Source organism: Alistipes megaguti (genome assembly GCF_944320325.1).
GTDB classification, from domain to species: Bacteria; Bacteroidota; Bacteroidia; order Bacteroidales; family Rikenellaceae; genus Alistipes; species Alistipes megaguti.
Genome location: NZ_CALUHA010000029.1, coordinates 1 through 20,448, shown reverse-complemented (window position 1 = coordinate 20,448; position 20,448 = coordinate 1). Strand labels below are relative to the sequence as shown.

At 57.7% G+C, this 20,448-nt stretch carries 17 protein-coding genes and 2 tRNA genes; 18 read left to right on the top strand and 1 reads right to left on the bottom strand.

The genetic code is table 11. The annotated features are described in order from the left end of the window. The 11 genes from PUQ42_RS08110 to PUQ42_RS08060 all read left to right on the top strand — a co-directional run bounded on the left by PUQ42_RS08110 (position 1) and on the right by PUQ42_RS08060 (position 14,672). The gene (locus tag PUQ42_RS08110) at positions 1 to 762 is read left to right on the top strand and encodes a glucosamine-6-phosphate deaminase (protein ID WP_394336837.1); all 762 of its coding nucleotides are present in this window, start codon (positions 1 to 3) and stop codon (positions 760 to 762) included. Between the two features lie 15 nt (positions 763 to 777). Next, positions 778 to 2,316 (top strand): family 20 glycosylhydrolase, encoded by a 1,539-nt coding sequence (locus tag PUQ42_RS08105; RefSeq protein WP_273372782.1) that lies wholly within the window; start codon positions 778 to 780, stop codon positions 2,314 to 2,316. A 36-nt stretch (positions 2,317 to 2,352) separates the two neighbouring features. Continuing rightward, on the top strand, positions 2,353 to 3,432 hold the full coding sequence (locus PUQ42_RS08100) for a hypothetical protein (RefSeq protein ID WP_273372779.1): 1,080 nt from the start codon (positions 2,353 to 2,355) through the stop codon (positions 3,430 to 3,432). A gap of 12 nt (positions 3,433 to 3,444) precedes the next feature. Beyond that, complete coding sequence (locus tag PUQ42_RS08095) at positions 3,445 to 6,513, top strand: SusC/RagA family TonB-linked outer membrane protein (RefSeq protein ID WP_273372777.1); 3,069 nt, start codon at positions 3,445 to 3,447, stop codon at positions 6,511 to 6,513. A 10-nt stretch (positions 6,514 to 6,523) separates the two neighbouring features. Next, on the top strand, positions 6,524 to 8,152 hold the full coding sequence (locus PUQ42_RS08090) for a RagB/SusD family nutrient uptake outer membrane protein (RefSeq protein ID WP_122119456.1): 1,629 nt from the start codon (positions 6,524 to 6,526) through the stop codon (positions 8,150 to 8,152). Between the two features lie 15 nt (positions 8,153 to 8,167). Beyond that, a complete protein-coding gene (locus PUQ42_RS08085; protein ID WP_273372772.1) occupies positions 8,168 to 8,368 on the top strand; it encodes a hypothetical protein in 201 nt (66 codons plus the stop codon). Between the two features lie 81 nt (positions 8,369 to 8,449). Beyond that, complete coding sequence (locus tag PUQ42_RS08080; RefSeq protein WP_273372769.1) at positions 8,450 to 9,832, top strand: hypothetical protein; 1,383 nt, start codon at positions 8,450 to 8,452, stop codon at positions 9,830 to 9,832. A gap of 204 nt (positions 9,833 to 10,036) precedes the next feature. Next, the gene (gene plsY / locus PUQ42_RS08075; protein ID WP_273372766.1) at positions 10,037 to 10,768 is read left to right on the top strand and encodes a glycerol-3-phosphate 1-O-acyltransferase PlsY; all 732 of its coding nucleotides are present in this window, start codon (positions 10,037 to 10,039) and stop codon (positions 10,766 to 10,768) included. Between the two features lie 332 nt (positions 10,769 to 11,100). Then, positions 11,101 to 12,801 carry an AMP-binding protein gene (locus tag PUQ42_RS08070; protein WP_122119459.1) on the top strand — a complete coding sequence of 567 codons (1,701 nt, stop codon included), beginning with the start codon at positions 11,101 to 11,103 and terminating at the stop codon, positions 12,799 to 12,801. Between the two features lie 67 nt (positions 12,802 to 12,868). Further along, on the top strand, positions 12,869 to 13,939 hold the full coding sequence (locus tag PUQ42_RS08065; protein WP_273372762.1) for a sensor histidine kinase: 1,071 nt from the start codon (positions 12,869 to 12,871) through the stop codon (positions 13,937 to 13,939). Further along, the gene (locus tag PUQ42_RS08060) at positions 13,932 to 14,672 is read left to right on the top strand and encodes a LytR/AlgR family response regulator transcription factor (RefSeq protein ID WP_273372760.1); all 741 of its coding nucleotides are present in this window, start codon (positions 13,932 to 13,934) and stop codon (positions 14,670 to 14,672) included. Before PUQ42_RS08065 ends, PUQ42_RS08060 begins: the two co-directional genes overlap by 8 nt. 88 nt (positions 14,673 to 14,760) lie before the next feature. Here the strand turns inward: PUQ42_RS08060 and PUQ42_RS08055 are convergent, their stop codons facing one another. Next, positions 14,761 to 15,210, bottom strand: coding sequence for a type I restriction enzyme HsdR N-terminal domain-containing protein (locus tag PUQ42_RS08055; protein ID WP_273372758.1), 450 nt, complete (start codon positions 15,208 to 15,210; stop codon positions 14,761 to 14,763). 51 nt (positions 15,211 to 15,261) lie between these two features. Here PUQ42_RS08055 and PUQ42_RS08050 point away from each other — a divergent pair, with 51 nt between their 5' ends. The 7 genes from PUQ42_RS08050 (at position 15,262) to PUQ42_RS08020 (ending at position 20,405) form a co-directional block, all read left to right on the top strand. Then, the gene (locus PUQ42_RS08050) at positions 15,262 to 16,569 is read left to right on the top strand and encodes a glycoside hydrolase family 2 TIM barrel-domain containing protein (RefSeq protein WP_273372757.1); all 1,308 of its coding nucleotides are present in this window, start codon (positions 15,262 to 15,264) and stop codon (positions 16,567 to 16,569) included. A 144-nt stretch (positions 16,570 to 16,713) separates the two neighbouring features. After that, positions 16,714 to 16,786, top strand: a tRNA-Lys gene (locus PUQ42_RS08045). A 103-nt stretch (positions 16,787 to 16,889) separates the two neighbouring features. After that, positions 16,890 to 16,965, top strand: a tRNA-Lys gene (locus PUQ42_RS08040). 180 nt (positions 16,966 to 17,145) lie between these two features. Continuing rightward, the gene (locus PUQ42_RS08035) at positions 17,146 to 17,718 is read left to right on the top strand and encodes an RNA polymerase sigma-70 factor (protein ID WP_273372755.1); all 573 of its coding nucleotides are present in this window, start codon (positions 17,146 to 17,148) and stop codon (positions 17,716 to 17,718) included. A 40-nt stretch (positions 17,719 to 17,758) separates the two neighbouring features. Further along, positions 17,759 to 18,748, top strand: a complete 990-nt coding sequence (locus tag PUQ42_RS08030) for a FecR family protein (protein WP_087403596.1) — start codon at positions 17,759 to 17,761, stop codon at positions 18,746 to 18,748. A gap of 335 nt (positions 18,749 to 19,083) precedes the next feature. Next, the gene (locus PUQ42_RS08025; protein WP_273372750.1) at positions 19,084 to 20,109 is read left to right on the top strand and encodes a RagB/SusD family nutrient uptake outer membrane protein; all 1,026 of its coding nucleotides are present in this window, start codon (positions 19,084 to 19,086) and stop codon (positions 20,107 to 20,109) included. 20 nt (positions 20,110 to 20,129) lie between these two features. After that, positions 20,130 to 20,405, top strand: a complete 276-nt coding sequence (locus PUQ42_RS08020) for a hypothetical protein (RefSeq protein ID WP_273372747.1) — start codon at positions 20,130 to 20,132, stop codon at positions 20,403 to 20,405. The last annotated feature ends 43 nt before the right edge of the window (positions 20,406 to 20,448 follow it).

Here is a 20,448-nt window from a genome sequence, read left to right as displayed (position 1 = left end):
ATGATGTTAAGAACTTTTATGGCCGGCAAACTCCCGGTCAGAATCTACGACTCCCGCAAAAGTATGGGAGAGGCTGCGGCGGCGGATGTGGCCGCCTGCATCCAGAAACTGCTCACCGAAAAGGCGGAAATCAGTATGATTTTCGCGGCCGCCCCTTCACAAAACGAATTTCTGGAGGCCCTGGCCGCCCGTCCGGATATCGAATGGAAAAGAATACATGCCCTCCACATGGACGAATATGTGGGCCTTCCGGCCGATGCTCCCCAGGGATTCGGCAATTTCCTCCGCAAGGCCATCTTCGACAAGGTGCCATTCGCCAGCGTGGACTACATCGGCACCGGAGCCGACCCCGACGAAACCTGCCGTCGATATGCCGATATCCTGCAGGCAAAACCGGCCGATATCGTCTGCATGGGGATCGGCGAAAACGGACACATCGCCTTCAATGATCCGCATGTTGCCGATTTCAACGATCCGCTGCCCGTCAAAAAGGTCGCTCTGGATGAAACCTGTCGGCTCCAACAGGTTCACGACGGATGCTTCCGATCCATCGACGAGGTCCCCCGTTATGCCATAACGCTTACCATCCCGACGATGATTCGCGTGAAACACATCTTCTGCATCGTTCCGGCCCCAACCAAAGCCAAGGCCGTTCAGGAGACCGTCTGCGGTCCCGTCTCTGAAAAGTGCCCTGCATCCATTCTGCGAACTCACGAAAACGCCATCCTCTATACCGATACCGACAGCGCCGCCCTGCTCTAAAAACACCCCCCCGTCATGAAAGGATTCCCTCGCACGCTGATTCTCTGTCTTCTCGCCCTTCTCGGCCTCGGAACATCCCGGGCCGCAACTCCGGCCATCAAGGCTGTATACCTGGATTTCCGAACCCAGGTCATGACACTCCAGGCCATGAAGGATCTGGCCCGCGAAGCCGCCGACAACGGCATGAATGCCGTTGTCGTAGAGTGGGAAGCCACGTTTCCGTTCGAGGATAATCTGACTCTGAGAAACCGCTTCGCCTTCTCGCAGGACGAGGTCCGGGAATTCATCGACTTCTGCGCGAAACTGAACCTGGAGGTCATTCCGCTGCAGAACTGCTTCGGACACTCGGAGTATATCCTGCGGCATGAACGTTACGCCAATCTCAAGGAGGACAAAAAGGACCGGTCGCAGGTCTGCCCCCTCAAGATCAACGACGCGGAAGCCGTATTCCGTTCGATCTTCGGAGAGATCGCCGCCATGCACCCCTCCAGATACCTCCACATCGGATGCGACGAGACCCGTTTGCTGGGTCATTGCCCCGCCTGTCGCTCAAAAGCAAAGGAGCAGGGCATCGCAGCCCTCTATGTCGATTACGTGACGAGCATGTGCCGGATCGTCTCCGAACTGGGAAAAGTGCCGATGATCTGGGCCGATATCCTGCTCAAATACCCCGAAGCTTTGGACCGCCTGCCCAAAGAGGTGATCATCGTGGACTGGAACTACGGCTGGAAACCCGACCATTTCGGCAAAATGGAGAACCTCGAAAAATCGGGTCATGTCATCTGGGGCGCCTGCTCGCTCCGCTCCCATCCGGACAACCTCTACCTCATCCAGTGGAGAAAACATCTCGACAACATCTTCGACTACGTCGCCTATGCCTCAAATCACGGCTTCGCCGGAATCATCAACACCTCCTGGTCCACCTCGGGAACCTACGGCTACATCTATGACGATGCCAGCGAGGTCGTCAACATGCAACCCGTAAGAGAGGTTTACCCTCACGCCGGATTCGACATGCTGAACAAAGCCTATGAAGCCGCCATATCGGGTCAATTCCACGATCCGGACTCGTTCCTCGACGCCTACTGCCGGAACCGGCTCGGGCTGGAGCGGCCCGCGGATATCGAGACCATCCAGGAATACTTCAACATGAAGCAGCAACCCGTAGCCGCAGCGGGTGACCTCGCCTCGAAAACCGACGCGGAACTTGCCCGATGTCTCGAACTGAGGGAGCGCCTGCAGATGGTGAAGTTTGCCCCTGCCGCACGACCGATTGCCGCCCATCTGGAACTCATGCTTGACATCCGGATCAACTATCTCAAATTCAAGATACTGGAACGAGACACCCAATCACCCGAATTCAACAAGGACAGGGTCGCAACCCTGCTCGAGAAGCTCGACCGGCTCACCCGTGAGACCGAAAAATTGCAGAAACGCTTCATCCGCCTCAACAAGGACTTCCTCAAGGATCCCGAACAGTCGTACAACGAATGGACCTATTACGGAAAGATGCGCAACCTCGTCACGATTCTCCGCAACATACAGCAATCTTAAAATCAATCCAACATGAACGTCCCAAAACTTTCACCCATGTCAGCAGCAATCCTCCTTGCATGTCTCCTGGCAATCTCTTGCGGCGACGACGACAAGAAGATGGGCCCGACCATCGATGAGATTGAGATCATCGAAACGGACCACAGCCAGGATGAACCCGTCATCTCCTACGAAGAGTGCGTGGAAATGGCCGAAATCACGGATCAGATGACTGAAAAGGCCGCAGCCTATACGGCCGCTTCCCAAACCGAGAACCGTGGTTTGTACAACTGCACGTATGTCTATGCCTCAACTCGGGACAAATATCTGGACAATCCCGAAAAACTGGCGGCGCGAATCTATCTGCTCGGATTCCGGGGTGTATACCTCAGTCCCGGAGGCTCGATGATGGACTCGGCCGACCCCTGGCTGAAAAGCTTCATCTCCACCTGCACGGACCTCTGCATCGACGTGTATGCCACCTATTATGAGGCCCCCGAGGTCTTCGTGAGCGAGGTTTCGGCCGACGCCTGTATCCAGAAGGTGCTGAACTACAATCGCAGCGTCACCTACAAGGAGCGTTTCTCCGGTGTCTCGGCCGACCTCGAACCCCACACCATCAAAACCGATATCGGACTCGGCTGGATCTGGAATACCAACAACGGCAACGGTATCGGCGGTCCCAATGACAACCTGCTGCGCGTAACGCTCGACCGGCTCAATTATGCCCGGGACAAACTCCAACTCGCAGGTCTCAAACTGCAGGAGGCTATCTGGTGCCACTATCAGGAGATGTTTGAATCGGGCAAGGTCGCCCACGGAGATATCGACCAGTTCGTGGAGGCCTGCAACTGGATCTCGCTGATGGCCTATGGCAACTCGACGGACGCCATCTGGAATCTCAGCACGCCAAGCATGAACACCTGCGAAAAGAGCCAGTGCATCAACATCTGCGTGAAGACCGCCACCAACGACGAACCGACGACCACCATTCAACCCAACGGCTGGAACGCCCTGCTCGAAACCATGCAGACGCTCAAGGAGCGCGGATTGAAATACCCCTGCTTCAACGGCCTGGACATGTTCCAGTTTGACAGTCTCGAAACCATGTGGGAATGGACCAACGACAAAAACTAATTCGGAGTGCTTATGAAACGATTTAAACTATACGCAGTTATCCTGTTCCTGTCGGTCTTCTCGATCGACGCATTCGGACAGGCAAGAACGATCAGCGGAGTCGTTCTCGAAGAGACGGATTCGGGAGCCGTTCCGGTCGCCGGCGCCGGCGTCGTGATCAGCGGAACCTCCAAAGGCACCATCACCGATGCCGAGGGACACTTCTCCATCTCGGCCGCAACCGGCGATCAACTGCAGATCAGCTTCCTGGGATATCGCGACAAACAGGTCAATGTCGGGAAAGCCAGTTTCTACGAAGTCTATATCGAATCGGAATCCTTGATGCTCGACCAACTGGTCGTAGTCGGCTACGGAACCATGAAAAAAAGCGATCTGGCCACTTCGATCACCTCCGTCAACACGAAGGACATGAAGATCTTCCCGGCATCCTCGGCCGCTGAGATGCTGAGAGGCCGGGCCGCGGGCGTCACCGTAACCAGCGCCTCGGGACGACCCGGTTCCGTCCCCGCCATCCAGATCCGGGGCACCCGCTCGATCTCGGCCAGCAACACGCCGCTCTACATCATCGACGGAAGTGTCGCCTCCGATACCGAATTCGCCATGATGAACGCCGACGACATCGAGTCCATCGAGATTCTGAAGGATGCCGCCTCGCAGGCCATCTACGGAGCCCGTGCCAGCGACGGTGTCATTCTGGTGACCACCAAACGCGGAAAGGCCGGCGAAAGTACCGTGACCTACAACGGATATGTCGGCATCCAGACCCTGCACCGCAATTTCGACTTCTACAATGCGGATGAATACATCGCCCTACGTCGTGAAGCCGTCGCCCACGACATGGGGCTGATCGACGCCACCTCCGTACCTATCGCCACGGCCCTGGGCGACGAGGTCATGGCCGAGGTCTACAAAAGCGGGAAATATGTCGACTGGGAGGATCTGATGTTCAAGAAGGCGGCCCTGTATCACAGCCACGAACTGAGTTTCCGCGGCGGAACCGACAAGGTGCGCGCCATGGCCAGCGTCGGATATTTCAATCAGGACGGTATCATGAAGATCAACTCCGGATACGAGCGCCTGAGCGCCCGCATCAACCTGGACTACCTGGTCAAGAGTTGGTTCAAACTGGGTGTCAACTCCTCGTTCGGGTCATCGCGACGTGACATCGAGAACGGAGCCTACTATCAGTTCATCACGCGCTCGCCGCTCTCGCAGATCTACGACCAGACCGGAAACTACACGCCCTATATCAACAGCAACAAGGACACAAACCCGATCTACAGCGCTCTTCACGACACGCACGACTCCAAGGCCAACAACTACCGAATCAACGCCTTCGCCGACATCACCCCCTTCAACGGCTTCACCTACCGTTTCAACGTCTCCTACTACAACCGGGTGAACGAAGAGGGACATGCCCGTGACTCCTACTATCCGAACGGCGGCGGATCTACGGCCTCGCTCGACAACTCCACGAATACACAGCTGCTCATCGAAAACTCGATCCGATACGACCTGCCCATTCGCAACCAAAACCACAAGGTTAACATCACGGCCGTACAGTCCGTCGACCAGTCGCTCAGCAAGAACATCGCCTATTCGGTGGCCAACCTGCCCGTTGACAAGTCCTACAACTACATTGCCAACGGAGAAAACACCAGTCAGGAACGCCGCTACTCGAAAAACAACCTCGTCTCCTTCATGTTGCGCGTACAATACAACCTCATGGAGAAGTATCTCTTCAACGTAGCCTGCCGCCGAGACGGTTCGAGCCGCTTCGGTTCAGGAAACAAGTGGGGAACCTTCCCCTCGGCGGCCTTCGCATGGCGGGCCTCGCAGGAGAATTTCCTCAAGGATCTCTCGTGGCTGAGCAATCTGAAGATCAGGACCAGTTACGGTATCGTCGGCAACCAGAACGGCATCGACAACTATGCCACGCTCGGCGTAGCCCAACCCATGCCCGGCGAATTCGGCGACACCTACTACATGGGATACCTCCCCGGCGATGAGCTGCCCAACAAGAACCTCAAGTGGGAACAATCCGCGTCGTTCAACGTAGGCGTGGACTTCGGATTCCTCGACAACCGGATCTCGGGAACCGTTGAATATTACAGAACCAGAACCACCAATCTGCTGGTTTCCCGGGCTCTGAACGCCGCCCTGGGATACACCTCGATGCTCGACAATCTGGGTGAAACCAAGACCAACGGCATCGACTTCAACGCCAACTTCGATATCATCCGCAAAGAGAATCTGACCTGGAGCGTTTCGGCCAACATCAGCAAATTCCACAACGAAATCGTCAAGATCGACGACACGGTCGACGAATACGGCAACTACGTCAGTCAGCCCGGCAACAACTGGATCATCGGCGCCCCGATCAACATCTATTACGACTACCAGGCCGATGGCGTCTACCAATACAGCGACTTTGACGTCTACAGCGACCGGGGATCACTCTACTACGAACTCAAACCGACGATCGACACCAACGGTGACGGCATTCCCGATGCCACGCTGTCCCGCAACGACGTGGTCGAACCCGGAAGCGTGAAACTCAGGGACGTGAACGGCGACGGAAAGATCAACGAAAACGATCGCGTGGTCTACAAACGCGATCCCGATGCCACCTTCTCCCTGTCGACCACCCTGAACTGGAAGGGATTCGACCTGTTCATGGACTGGTATGCGGTCAAGGGCGGTTATGTGCTCAACCCGCTCATGTACGACGGCGAATACGGAGGCGACCTCAGAGGTCGTTCGAACGGCATGAAAGTCAACTACTGGACCCCCTACAACCCCACCAACGAATTCCCGCGGCCGTCGTTCGGCTCGGAGGTCCCCTACATGCGGACAATGGCCTATCAGGATGCCTCCTACATCCGGCTGCGGACCCTGCAGCTCGGATACACGCTGCCGAAAAAGCTGCTGTCGCGTCTCAAGATCCAGAATCTGCGATTCTATGTCACGACCACCAATCTGCTGACTTTCACCAAGGTGTTGTCGTACAGCCCTGAAGTGACCGGAAACCTCTATCCGGAAACCCATCAGACCGTACTCGGTGTAAACCTATCCTTTTAAATCCACAATCATGAAAAAGACATATTCCGCGCTCCTCGTTCTGGCAACCGTCCTGTGCGCCTCATGCACCGACCTGCTGAATCTCGAATCGGAGACCTCGGTAACCACCAACTACCTCCAAACCGACAAGGAGGGTCTCAAAAGAGCCATTGCCGGCCTCTATGTCTATGAACGGGATAACATCGTGGACAACTCCAACGAAAAGGGAATCGTCATCATCCCTCAGCTCTTCGACTTCAATACCGACATCTTCCTCTTCAATGCCGGAAACTGGGCCTCGCTGGGTCGACTGACCGATCTGACCCCCGACTCGGGAATTCTCGAAGACTACTGGAAGTTCTTTTATGCCATTGCCGGCCGCGCCAATGAAATCATCGCCTCGGCCCGGAACCTCGGACTCGACGATCCCGAAGTGTACACCATCTACGGAGAAGCCTGTCTCTTCCGCGCCCGCGCCTATTTCGAACTCTGGAAACGTTTCGAACGCATCTATCTGAATACCGAACCGACGGATGCCTCGAATCTCGACAAGGAGTACAAGCCCGCCTCTCGCGAAGAGGTATTCTCGCTGCTCAAGGAGGATCTCGATACAGCCATCGACGCCCTCTCCTATTCACTTCCCGTTTACAACAATGGAGTCATGTACGGCATGTACACCAAAGCCACGGCCAAACACGTCCGGGCCCAGGTGGCCATGTGGGAAGAGGACTGGGACTGCGTCATCCGCCAGACCGAGGATATCCTCCGCGATGCCCGGGGTATCACCGAACTGGAGAAGGATCCGGCAGATATTTTCAACTCCGAAAACCTGCGCTCTAAGGAGATTCTCTATGCCTATCAGTTCTCCAAGAACACCGGAGGCGGAGGTACCGTCCAAGGTACCACTCTGGCCGGACACCCCATCTCCGTCTATGTCACGTCCCGCTACTCGAGTGTCTCGGGCGCCGTCTGCTCAAGTGATCAGGGCGGTTTCGGATACGGACGCGACTATCCCAACAAGCACCTGCTCGACATGTACGGTCCCAAGGACAAACGCATCGACTGCTATTTCGTGACCAAGTTCTACTACAACGACCCCACCTCCCCGAAATTCGGACAAAAGATCGTTCCGGGAACCGGCGCAGGAACCTCCGGAGCCTCCTACATCACGAACATCCATCCGATGAGCCGCAAGCACGCTGACTTCTGGACGAACGCGGACGACCCGGAACGCAAGACCAGTTTCCGCGATCTGGTGGTCTATCGGCTGGCTGAAACGGTGCTGATGTGCTGCGAGGCCTATTACCACAAGGGCGACAACGTCAACGCCGTCAAATACTACAACATGACCTATGAACGGGCCGGGAACGATCCGTTCGATGGAACGCTGACTCTCGAAGACATCCTCGACGAATATGCCCGCGAGTTGAATTTCGAAGGGGTAAGATGGCCCTTGCTCAAACGTCTCGGACTGCTGGGCTCCTACTGCAAGCAGTGGGAGGGTGAATCCATCGCCGAAAACCCCTATCTGGACAAGGATTACACCTATGCCCGCCAAAATTTCGTGATCGGCAAGCACGAATGCTGGCCGATTCCCAGCAACCAGATCCTGTTGATGGGCGGTTCGGATGTGTATCCGCAGAATCCCGGATGGAACTGATTAAAATTCTAGACCATGAAAACGACTAAACTCATCCTGTGGCTGACGTCGATCCTGCTCCTGGCGGCGTGCAGCGAGAAAGAGATGGAGCCGGCGTACTTCAATATCGACGCAACGGAAGTGACCATGCCCGACAGCCAGGCCGGTTCGACGGACGTCCTGCTGGCCACGAACTGCAATCCCTCGGTGACGGTCGAAGAGAGCGCCGCCGAATGACTCTCGGCAACAATCACCCCGCGCTGTCTGACCCTTACCTGCACCGAAAACATCGCCCCCGAGGCCCGAAGCGGCAAGGCTTTGATTCTGGCCGGCACCTCGCAGATCTCGGTCACCGTCACACAGCCCGGACATGTCGACGAAGAGCAGCCCGAAGATCCGGATGAAGGAGATCCCGATGATCCCGATCAGCCGGTCACCTCCTACGAACTCTACGACGTCTATTACGAGAACGGCAAGGCCGCCGGTATCGTCTTCTGGGCCTCCGAGGATCATCAATCGGCCCTGGTCGTCAGCCTCGACCGTTCGGAAATGGTGCCCTGGTCCTATGACGAAACCCGCACGATCGGTACCGGGAACTCGGACGGTGCGGCCAACACCGAACTGCTCCGGGCAAGCGAAGAGGCGGCTGACATCCCTGCCCTGGCCTTCTGCGACCAGCACGGCGCAGGTTGGTACTGGCCTTCGCTCAGCGAACTGCAGACCCTCTTCGAGGCCTACAACGGAACCTCCTACGAGGAGGCAACACGAACCGTACCGGCCGATATCACGGACGAGGAGAAGGCCGCCCGCGCATCCTTCGACAAACTGCTCACCGACAATGGGGGTACGGCCATGAACCTGGCCGGCGAAACCGAAAACGGCGACGCCTACTGGTCCAGTACCGAACAGACCTACAAGGAGGTCACCTATGGCTCGAGCTTCCGATTCGGCAAAGCCTATGCATCCGGTGGCGGAGACATGCAGGTCAAGACCAAAAGCAGCAGATACATCCGTTGCATCAAGGCCGTATCGGTCGGCGGATCGGAAACACCCGAGGATCCCGATGATCCCGTCGAAACGAAATTCCCGGTCTACCGGGAAAATGGCGAGGCGGTCGGAATCATCTATTGGACCTCGGAAGACGGAAAAACTTCCAAGGTACTGAGTCTGAAACGCGTCGAGGCTCCCTGGTCCTACAACGGTGCCAATATTCTGGGTGCTACGAGTACCGATGACGGGGCTGCCAACACGGCTGTCCTCAAGGCCAGCGTCGAGGCTGCCGACATCCCGGCCTTGGTGCTCTGCAACTCTCTGGGCGACGATTGGTACTGGCCGTCGATCAACGAACTGGTAGAGATCTTCGGCATCTACAACGGCATTCCCTACGCCGATGCCGCCGATGAAAACGGCAAATACCACGTTCCCGACGAAATCACCGACGCGGAAAAAGAGGCGCGCGCCGCTTTCGACCTCTCGCTGACCACCTACGGCGGAGACGCCATGAACACCGCGGCCCCCACGGAAAACGGCAACCGCTACTGGAGCAGTACGGAATACGTAACCGAAGCCGGCGACAAGGCCTACGGATCATTCATGGTTTTCGGTAAGGCCTATATGTCCGTACTGGCCGATCAGGCAGGAAAGACAAATGCCTCCGGTGGCCGATATGTCCGCTGCATCCGGATCATCAACAACAACTGATCCTCCGAAAGTCGCAACGCTCAGCAGATACATTCTGCCCTTGCCGGATTGCCCTTACCGCGTCACCGCGGTAAGGGCAATTCCCATTTCAGCAGGTCACCTCTCCACAACAGCCTGACAACTATATGCGGTTTTTATCTCCGATGTGCCCGGATCCGGATTTTTTTGCTATATTTGCATAAGGAACCAAGCTCCCGAACAACCATGATTCTGACCATTTATACCGCTACCACCATGATTATCATTGCCTATCTGCTGGGCTCGATTCCGAGCGCCGTGTGGATCGGCAAGAAATATTACGGCATCGACATCCGCGAATACGGATCCAAGAATGCCGGTACCACAAACATGCTCCGCGTCCTCGGAAAACGGGCCGCAGCTCCGGTTTTCGTCCTCGACTTCCTAAAGGGTTTCGTCGCCGTGACGATCATCGAACTCATGCAGTATGACGACCTGATCGGAGCCAACGACCTCATAAACCTCAAGATCGGAGCCGTATTCGCCGCCGTCCTGGGCCACATCTTCCCCATCTTCGCCGGCTTCCGCGGCGGTAAGGGCGTCGCCACGCTCGTCGGAGCCGTGACGGGAATCTACCCGCCCGTGGCCATGCTCTGCTTCGGCGTCTGGCTCGTCGTGCTGATGATCTTCCACTACGTGTCGCTGGCCTCGATGGTCGCCGGCTGCTGCTTCCCCGTCTTCACGCTCATCTCCCCGAAGGTCAACGGCTCGATTCCCTTCGTCGTCTTCTCGTTCGTCATCGCCATCCTGCTCATCTACACCCACCGCAAGAATATCGAACGACTCAAGGCCGGAACCGAATCGAAGATCTACATCTGGAAACCCCGACGCGTCAGGATTAACCCCGAAGCGGGGAGCGCATCCGACAAGCCGGCCGAAGAGCCCAAGCCGGAAGACAACACCCCCAAATCCGAATAACCCGGGGGGGGGTCGGTGGAAGGGCCTCTGCGAAAAGGAGCGGACAGCGTACCGCCAGGGCCCAACAACGTCAGACGGAATCACGCCGGCAGGCCGGAAGAGGGTGACCAGGGGAAGCGAGGGAGGCTGACGAGCCCAAGAAGACCGACGGACCAAGGGGCAACGGGACCAAGGGGCAACGAGCCAAGGGGCAACGAGCCAAGCCAACGGAATCAAGGAGCAACAAACCAAGCCTACGGGACCAAGGAGCAACAAACCAAGCCTACGGAACCAAGCCGGCTGGCCGGGACAAGCCCCGACAAAGAGATAAAACCGAAAACAAATCCCTGCCTATGTTACAGGAGAACCTACTGAAAATATACGAAAAGAGTTTCCGCGAAAACCGCGAAATGTCGGCTCTGACCGACTATTTCAAGGACGAGACCTTCTCCTATTACGAAATGGCCAAGGAGATCGCCAAACTCCACCTGCTCTTCAAAAAGGCCGGCATCAAACAGGGCGACAAAATCGCCCTGATCGGACGTAACAACCCCCGATGGTGCATCACCTATCTGGCCACGATCACCTACGGCGCCGTCATCGTCCCCATCCTGCAGGACTTCACCCCCGCGGACGTCATCCACATCATCAACCACTCGGAAAGCCGCCTCTTGTTCCTGGGCGACAACTTCTGGGACGTCATCGAAGAGGATCAGATCCGCCAGATCGAGGCTGTTTTCTCGCTCACGGACTTCCACGTCATCTACGAACGCGACGGAAAGTCGCTCACCAAGTTCCAGCGCGACATCCTCAAGAACTACCGCACGAAATACCCCCGCGGATTCAGCGTCAACGACATCAAATACCCCGACGTCCCCAACGACCGCGTCATCCTCCTGAACTACACCTCCGGAACCACCGGATACTCCAAAGGGGTGATGCTCACGGTGAACAACCTCACCGGAAACGTCGTCTTCGCCATGTCGGCCCTCAACACCCAGACCGGCCAGCTCTACTTCCAGCGCGGAGGCCGCACGCTGTCGTTCCTGCCGCTGGCCCACGCCTACGGCTGCGCCTTCGACTTCCTGGCCCCGATGGCCGTCGGCGGTCACATCACCCTGCTGGGCCGCATTCCCTCGCCCAAGATCCTCATCGAAGCCATGGCCGTCGTCAAACCCACGATCATCTGCTGCGTGCCGATGATCCTCGAGAAGGTCTACCGCAAACAGGTCCTCCCGATGCTCGAAAAGGGCCCGATGTCCATCGCCATGAAGATTCCGCTGCTCAACACGGCCATCTACTCGGTCATCCGCAAGAAACTCATGGACGCCTTCGGCGGCAACGTCTCGATCTTCATCGTCGGCGGCGCCCCCATGAACCAGGAGACCGAATCCTTCCTGCGAAAGATCCACTTCCCGATCACGATCGGCTACGGCATGACCGAGTGCGCACCGCTGATCAGTTTCGCCCCCGACAACGAATTCAAGCAGTCGTCGTGCGGCCGCTACCTCAAGGGGCTGCTCGAGGTGAAGATCGACTCGCCGGATCCCGAACACGTCGCCGGCGAGATCATCGTCCGCGGCGAACACGTCATGAAGGGCTACTACAAGAATGAAAAGGACACCGAAAAGGTGCTCGACCCCGACGGCTGGCTCCATACGGGCGACATGGGAACGATGGATCCCGACGGCACGCTCTACATCCGCGGCCGCTCGAAGACGATGATCCTCTCCGGAAACGGACAGAACATCTACCCCGAGGAGATCGAGGACAAGCTGAACAACATGTATCTGGTGCTGGAGTCGCTGGTACTCGACACCGGAAACGGACGTCTCAAGGCGCTGGTGGTCCCCGACTACGAACAGGCCGATGCCGAAGGCGTGGACAAGGCCGACCTGCCGCAGGTCATGCAGAAGAATCTGCAGGAACTCAACTCGCAGCTGGCCGCCTACGAGCGTGTGGCCGACATCGTGATCTACCCCACCGAGTTCGAGAAGACCCCCAAGCGCAGCATCAAGCGCTATCTCTACGAGCCGTCGCTGCTCAACAAATAGCGCAGAGGTCTGCATCCGTCACAAGGCCCGGTTTTTGAAAACCGGGCTTTTTGCGTATCTTTGGGTCATGAAATTCACCCGCAAGCAAGCCATAGGCGAAAACCTCCTCTATCTGATGGTCTGGGCGGCCATCATCCTGGTGCCGGTGCTCAACTCCCAGATGATGTCCGAAATGCACATCAATCTGGAAAACGTCCTCATCGCCTGGAGGCAGATCGCTCCCTATCTGATCATCTTCGTCATCCACAATACGTTCCTCGCCCCGAGATACATGCTCCGTCACAAGTACGGAAAGTATCTGCTGAGCGATCTGGTCCTGATCATCGGCGTCTTCTGGCTGGTGCAGATCTACGAAAAACACCTGGCCGACAACCTCATCGAACAGACCAGCATCAATGTCTCGGAAGCCTACCGACAGGCTTCGTTCTCCAACCTAGAGATCTACTGGAACATCGTCCTCGGATTCTTCATGACCGGTGCAAACACCGGCATCAAGCTCATCTACCAGTCCATGCGCGACGAACAGCAGATGGAGGCCCTCAAACGCCAGAATCTCCAGGCCGAAATGGATTATCTGAAGTATCAGATCAATCCTCACTTCTTCATGAACACGCTCAACAACATCCACGCCCTGATCGACATCGACGCGGAATCGGCCAAAAGCGCCGTCATCGAACTCTCGAAGATGATGCGATACGTCCTCTACGAATCGGGCCACGAACTGATCTCGCTCAACCGCGACATCCAGTTCCTGAAGAACTACATCGAACTGATGCGCATCCGCTATACGGACGATGTGGACATTCGCGTGGAGTATCCCCGCGACCTGCCCGAACAGGTGCAGATTCCGCCGCTGCTGCTGATCGTCTTCGTCGAGAATGCCTTCAAACACGGAATCAGCTACAACCACCCCTCGTTCATCCGCATCCACGTCGAATATGCCGACGGAAAGGTCTATGCCACAATCCACAACAGCCGCCACGCCGCACCCGAAAGGCGCCATTCCGTCGGCATCGGCCTGGAAAACGTCCGCAAACGACTCGCACTCATCTACGGCGACAAGGGTTATGCGCTCGATATCCGCGAAACCGACGACGCCTACACCGTAAAACTCGAAATACCCACGCTCCATGCTTAAATGTATCGCCATCGACGACGAACCGCTGGCGCTGCGTCAGATCGCCGCCTATATCGCCAAAGTCCCCTATCTCGAACTCGTGGCGCGCTTCAACAACGCCCTCGAGGCCCAGCAGCGTCTCGCCGAGGAGAAGATCGACCTGATCTTCGTGGATGTCAACATGCCCGATCTGAACGGCGTGGATTTCGTCAGGGGGCTGGTCGAACGACCCATGATCATCTTCACGACCGCCTACTCGGAGTATGCCGTCGAGGGTTTCAAACTCGACGCGGTGGATTATCTGCTCAAGCCCTTCAGTTTCGCCGACTTCAGCCGTGCGGCAGCCAAGGCCAATTCGCTCTACGAACTGCGCCACAACCAACGCTCCGCCCAGGAGTCCGAAACGGAGGCCCTGCCCCGGGATCGGGAATACCTCACGGTGAAGGCCGACTACAAGGTCTCGCTCGTCCGAATCGCCGATATCCTCTACATCGAAAGCGAGGGCGAATACGTCCGGCTGCATCTGGCCAACGGAACGGCCATCACCACGCTTTTCCGCCTCAAGAACATGGAGACGGCCCTGCCTTCCGACTCGTTCATGCGCGTGCACCGCTCCTACATCGTCAATCTGCGGGCCATCCACTCCTACATCAAGGGGCGCATCTACCTCAACGACGCGGAGTACGTGCCGATCGGCGAAAACTACAAGGAGGCGTTCCAGAACTACATCCGGCAGAATTTCCGGAATCTCTGACAAGAGAGGAGGGACCCTCGAAACGTTCGGTCGCGTGAGCCGCAGGAAAGGCGGCAGGCCTCGGAAGAAAGAAGCGCCCCGGGGAGGGTCACCGCCGCAGGTCGGGAAAACGGTCGAGACGGCGGTACTGCCCGTCGCAGAACTCACAACAGTAGTGCTGCAGACCGTTGGTCAGCACCACGTACCGCGCCCCGAGCACCGAATTGTAACGGACGGCCTGCGCAAAGGTCCGTCCGTCGATCTTCACGTGCGGCGCCTTGCACTCGGCCACCAGCAACGGCCGCGCCGCATCGTCGACCACCACCACATCGGCCCGCTGAGGCTGGCCGTTGAGCTGCACGGCATACTCCTGCACGATGCGCGTGGGCTGCGCCCCGCACTGCGTAATCAGACAGGCAATCAGATGCTGGCGCACCCACTCCTCGGGGGTCAGCACCAGATAGATGCCGCGCAGCGAATCCCACACCTCGACTGCCTCGCCCCGGTGACGGGCCCGCAGCCGAATGGGCGGAAAATGGAGTTTGGGGAGGTCGTTCATCGCAGTCTCGAAAAAATTGTCTATCTTTACCGAGCACAAATATACGAACTTATGCGGACGATCCTCGCAACCATAGCGCTTTTTTCCCTCTGCGGGCTTCAGGCCCAGGAGGCTTACCAGCCCTCGTTCGGCCGTGAGCTCCCGCGCGGAGAACTCATCGCCTACCCCTCGGCCGAGGCCGCCGAGGCCGCCGACGGAGGCGACAGCCGCTATTTCACCCGGCTGACCCAGTGGACGTTCGATGAAACGGCCGCCCGTTTCACCACGAACTTCACCGTACCCTTCGCCTGGGCCAACCGCCAGGTGCTGCTCCACGTCGGGCAATCGTCGGGCGACTACGAGGTCTGGATCAACGACCGCCAGGCCGCCTACGTGGCCGACGGGAATTCGCCCGCCGAGTTCAACATCACCAAACTGACCCACGAGGGGCGCAATCAGGTCGAGATCCGGGTCATCACCCCCTCGCCCACCGCGCCGCTCGAAAGCTGGCGGGAGAATCCCGAACCCACGCTCGGCGGCATCTGGCTGCAAAGCCAGCCCACGATGCGCATCCGCGACATCGAAACCCGCACGCGTGTCGGCGAGAACGGATACGCCACGGCCGAGGTGGCCGTCGTCGTCAAGAGCGAGGCGCTCAACCCCCGCACGTCGCGCATCCACTACGAGTTGATCGCCCCCTCGGGTGAAGATGCCGCCGCCGGATTCAAGGACCTGACCCTAAAGATGCGCGGCGAGGATACGATCCGCTTTTTGGCCCGCATCCCGGCCAACATGCTCTGGTCGCCCGAACTCCCGACCCAATACATCCTGCGCCTCAAGACACAATACGAGGGGCGTTATGTCGAGTATGAGGAGCTGCGGCTCGGATTCCGGCAGGTTGAGGTCCGCGAGGGGCAGCTGCAGCTGAACGGCACGCCGATGACGCTGCGTGTGCACGAGGTGCCGGCCACGATCTCCGAAAACGAGATCGCCGAGCTGCGCGAACAGGGGTACAACACCTTCAAACTGCTGCCCGGCCCCGTCTCCGAGGACTTTCTGAACGCCTGCGACGGCCAGGGGATCTGCGTCATCGCCCAGGCGCCGATCGACACGCAGCGCAGCGGCGATTCGCGACGCGTGGGCGGCAACCCGTCGAACGATCCGGCCTGGAAAGAGGCCTACCTCGAGCGCGCCTGGAACAGTTACCACACGACCAAGCGCCACCCGTCGGTCATTGCCTTCTCGCTGGCCACCCGTTCGGCCAACGGCATCAACCTCTACGAGACCTATCTGAAGATGAAGCGCATCGACGAACCGCGACCCTTCATCTATCCCGATGCCGGCGGCGAATGGAACAGCGACCGGCTCCTTATGGAGTAACAGACCGCGGGGAGTCCCGCGGGAAACCGCCCGGGAGGGGCCGGCGGAGCCTCCGGGAAAAGATTTTTGCAAAATTTTTCGTTTTTTATTTGGAGAGACAAAAATTATGCTTACCTTTGCACTCGCAATCAGGAATTGATTGATGCCTCTTTAGCTCAGTTGGTAGAGCACGACACTCTTAATGTTGGGGTCCAGGGTTCGAGCCCCTGAGGGGGTACGAAAGCGGAAATCGAAAGATTTCCGCTTTTTTCTTTTCAATTTGTCTTGCGAAATAGAAATTTTCTCCCTATCTTTGCACCTGCAATCAGTGAATGATTGATGCCTCTTTAGCTCAGTTGGTAGAGCACGACACTCTTAATGTTGGGGTCCAGGGTTCGAGCCCCTGAGGGGGTACCAGAAAGACCGACGATCGAAAGATTGCCGGTCTTTTTTATTCCACCCCGACTTTATCTGCCCCCCGCAGCCCCCGGCAGTCCCCACGGTCCGATATGACGATTCGATTACTTTTTGGACAAAAAAGTCCGGACAAATCATTATTTTCGTATCTTTGAACAACAAAACCGACCGTCCTAACCCGTGAACACCGATTCCGATCTTCTCAAACGCCTCTCCCGAGGCGAGAAAAACGCCTATGAGGAGGTGTTCATGCGCTACCATGCCAAGGTCTTCCGCTTCATCCGGACCATCCTGCACGGAAGCGATTCGGCAGCCGATCTCACGCAGAATGTCTTCCTCAAGATCTGGAACAACCGCCAGTCGCTCGTCCGCGTCCAGTCGCTCGACGCCTATCTGTTCACCATCGCCCGCAACGAAACCTGCGACTACCTCCGGCGCAAGCAGTCCAGTCTGAAATACCTCCTGGCCCAACAGGAGTGTCAGGAACCCTCCTGCGACCTCCCCTACTGCTACGACTCGGAACGAATGGCCCGGCTCGTCGACAACGCCATCGCCCGAATGCCCGCCCAACGGCAGCTGATCTATCGCCTCAGCCGCGAAGAGCACCTCTCCAATGCCGAGATCGCCGAACGCCTCAGCCTCTCGAAGCGCACCGTCGAACACCATCTGTCGCTGGCGCTCAACGACATACGACATGCACTCGGGCCGCTGGTCTCCGGATTGCTCTTTTTTTTCGTTTCGCGTTGGGTATGATCGCCTGCTTGTGCGTCTATTCTAAAAACGCACAGGCAAAATGGACAATTCCAAGCACAACAAGATATTCGACTGGATCCACGGCAAGGGCTCGGCGCAGAGCAATCTGGAGGCGCTCGACCAACTCTGCGAAACGCCGCTCTCGCCCGAAACCGAACAGACGCTCCACGACTATTGGAAGACGATTCCCGAAAACGGAGACGCGCTCCGCAGCCGGGCCGCTTTCGACAGCTTCTGCCGCCGGGTCGGGCTCTCGGACTCCATCGGACGACGGATCGTCTGGGGCCGCCGCGTGCGCAATCTGGCCGCCGCGCTGTTCCTGCCCGTGGCCCTGTTCAGCCTGCTGCTGTGGCTCAATCCCCGTCAGGCCGACGTCGAATGGTGCGAATTCGCCGTGGCTCAGGGCCATACCGATTCGCTCGTGCTGCCCGACAACAGCCGCGTCTGGCTCAACGCCGGATCTCACCTGATCTATCCCCGCCAATTCAACGGCAAAACCCGCAAGGTGTTCCTCGCCGGCGAAGCCTTCTTCGAGGTGGCCAAGGATGCCGAACACCCCTTCATCGTCGGCGCCGACCAGGTGCAGGTGCGCGTGCTGGGAACCCGCTTCAACGTCACCTCCTACGAGGATATGAACTCCGTGGCCGTCAGCCTGATCGAAGGATCGGTGAGCATGGGCGTCGCCCGCGAACAATTCAAACGCGACATACTGCTCGTCCCGGGCGATGTCGTCCGCTACGACAAGGTCTCCGGAGCCGTCGAACAGCGCCACCAGCCCGCCGAGGCCTATCTCTCGTGGCGTCACGGCGACTTCTACTTCAACAACCAGCCGCTGGACGAAATCGCCGCCCAGTTCGAACGCGTCTTCAAGGTCAAGATCTTCATCGTCGACCGCAGCGTCGGGGAGACCCCCTACTCGCTGGCCTTCGTCAACGGCGAGAGCCTCGACCAGATGCTCAGGGCCATCGCCGGCAACGACCTGCGCATCGACCGCGACAAGGAGATGATCATCATCCGTAAAAAAAGATAACAACCCTGCTGCCTATGAGTAAAACGAATTGACCCCAACCGACCCCGCAACAAAAAAGAATCGGAGAGTCGCTACCTCCCCGATTCACGTTCCCAGTCATTAAAACTCGCATCTTAACAACCTAAACTTCACAAAAGTATGAAAAGTGATCCTATTTCAAAATTTATCAGACGATTTTTTGAAGGATCAACCGTATTGCTGCTCGCTTTGGTGATGCTGTCGCTGCCGGCCGCAAGGTCATCGACAGCAAGCTCTATTCGCTCAACAAGGCCGGCGAGACCCCCTATCGCGACCTCTTCACGCGGGAATCGCCCCTGACCAACGAAAACATCCTGGTGCTGTGCGCCAGCGGCGCCAACGGCTATCTGGGAACGACCAACTGGTGGTTCAACGTGGCCACCTACGGCAGAATGTGGAGCCCGGTCCGCTCGTTCGTCAACACCTACCTCAACACCGACGGTTCGCGCTTCACGGATCAGGCCGATTACGCCCGGAAGAGCTTCTCCCAGGAGCTCGTCGGACGTGACAAACGCCTCGAACAGAGCATCCGCGGTCTGAACTACCTCTACGACGGCGAGGTCACCGTCGCGCAGCTCGGCATCGCCAACCTGACGGGCTATCACATGATCAAGTTCTCGCAGGACGGCCAACAGTACGAAAACGGCAAAAACACCAACAGCATTCCGATCATCCGCTATGCCGAGGTGCTGCTCAACTACGCCGAGGCCCAGGCCGAACTCAAAGGCGGAAGCCTTTCGGCCTCGGACTGGGAGCTGACGATCGGCGCCCTGCGCGAGCGGGCCGGCGTCTCCCCGACCCAGCCGACCTCCGTCGACACCTATCTGCAGAAGACCTTCTATCCCGATCTGACGAGTGTCGATCTGCTCGAGATCCGTCGCGAACGAGCCATCGAACTGCTCTGCGAAGGATTCCGCTTCGACGACCTGCGGCGCTGGAAATGCGGCGAACTGCTCGTCACGCTGCCCTGGAACGGCATCCACTTCCCGGCACTCAACACCCCCCACGACCTCAACGGCGACGGGGTGACCGACGTCTGCATCCTGACTCCCGGTTCGAACGCCCCGTCGGGTTTTGCGGGAACGACCGTCGAACTGAAGGTCGTCTTCGAGAACGAAAGCGAGGTTTCGACCGAGGCCTTCAAGGAGGACGGCACACTCAAGGCCTCCTACTATGCCGTAGGTTCCGATCAGACGGGATACGACCTCTACTGGTTCCCGGGTGAGGAGCGGATCTGGTATGACGACGACCGGCAGTATCTCTATCCGATCCCGGCTCAGGAGATCCGCAACTACCTCGCGGCCGGATATACGCTGACCCAGAACCCCGGCTGGACCAACTAACCGTAAAAAAGAGTACAACCATGAATATCAGAACGTTGTTTTTATCCCTGATCGCGGTGACGCTGCTGACGGCCGGATGCGGAGACAGCGACCCCGACTTTTCGGAATTCTACAAGGGCCCCGAAACCGAGGAGCCCGGAACCCCCGATGAACCCACTGATCCGGATGCTACGCAGATGACCGTCAAGGCCATGTCGTTCAACATCCGCTATGCCAACAACAACAATCCCGAATTGGACGGCGACAACCGCTGGGACTACCGTAGGGACTGTCGTAAAAAGAATAAAACTTTATAACGAATTGATTGCCAATGTAATATAAAATTTGTATCTTAGCTAA

Coding starts and splice junctions, on each gene's coding strand:
- PUQ42_RS08060 (WP_273372760.1), top strand. CDS start 13,932: ATGCTTAAATGTATCGCCATCGACGACGAACCGCTGGCGCTGCGTCAG.
- PUQ42_RS08065 (WP_273372762.1), top strand. CDS start 12,869: ATGAAATTCACCCGCAAGCAAGCCATAGGCGAAAACCTCCTCTATCTG.
- PUQ42_RS08020 (WP_273372747.1), top strand. CDS start 20,130: ATGAATATCAGAACGTTGTTTTTATCCCTGATCGCGGTGACGCTGCTG.
- PUQ42_RS08095 (WP_273372777.1), top strand. CDS start 3,445: ATGAAACGATTTAAACTATACGCAGTTATCCTGTTCCTGTCGGTCTTC.
- PUQ42_RS08090 (WP_122119456.1), top strand. CDS start 6,524: ATGAAAAAGACATATTCCGCGCTCCTCGTTCTGGCAACCGTCCTGTGC.
- PUQ42_RS08055 (WP_273372758.1), bottom strand. CDS start 15,210: ATGAACGACCTCCCCAAACTCCATTTTCCGCCCATTCGGCTGCGGGCC.
- PUQ42_RS08100 (WP_273372779.1), top strand. CDS start 2,353: ATGTCAGCAGCAATCCTCCTTGCATGTCTCCTGGCAATCTCTTGCGGC.
- PUQ42_RS08085 (WP_273372772.1), top strand. CDS start 8,168: ATGAAAACGACTAAACTCATCCTGTGGCTGACGTCGATCCTGCTCCTG.
- PUQ42_RS08030 (WP_087403596.1), top strand. CDS start 17,759: ATGGACAATTCCAAGCACAACAAGATATTCGACTGGATCCACGGCAAG.
- PUQ42_RS08070 (WP_122119459.1), top strand. CDS start 11,101: ATGTTACAGGAGAACCTACTGAAAATATACGAAAAGAGTTTCCGCGAA.
- PUQ42_RS08050 (WP_273372757.1), top strand. CDS start 15,262: ATGCGGACGATCCTCGCAACCATAGCGCTTTTTTCCCTCTGCGGGCTT.
- PUQ42_RS08110 (WP_394336837.1), top strand. CDS start 1: ATGATGTTAAGAACTTTTATGGCCGGCAAACTCCCGGTCAGAATCTAC.
- PUQ42_RS08105 (WP_273372782.1), top strand. CDS start 778: ATGAAAGGATTCCCTCGCACGCTGATTCTCTGTCTTCTCGCCCTTCTC.
- plsY (WP_273372766.1), top strand. CDS start 10,037: ATGATTCTGACCATTTATACCGCTACCACCATGATTATCATTGCCTAT.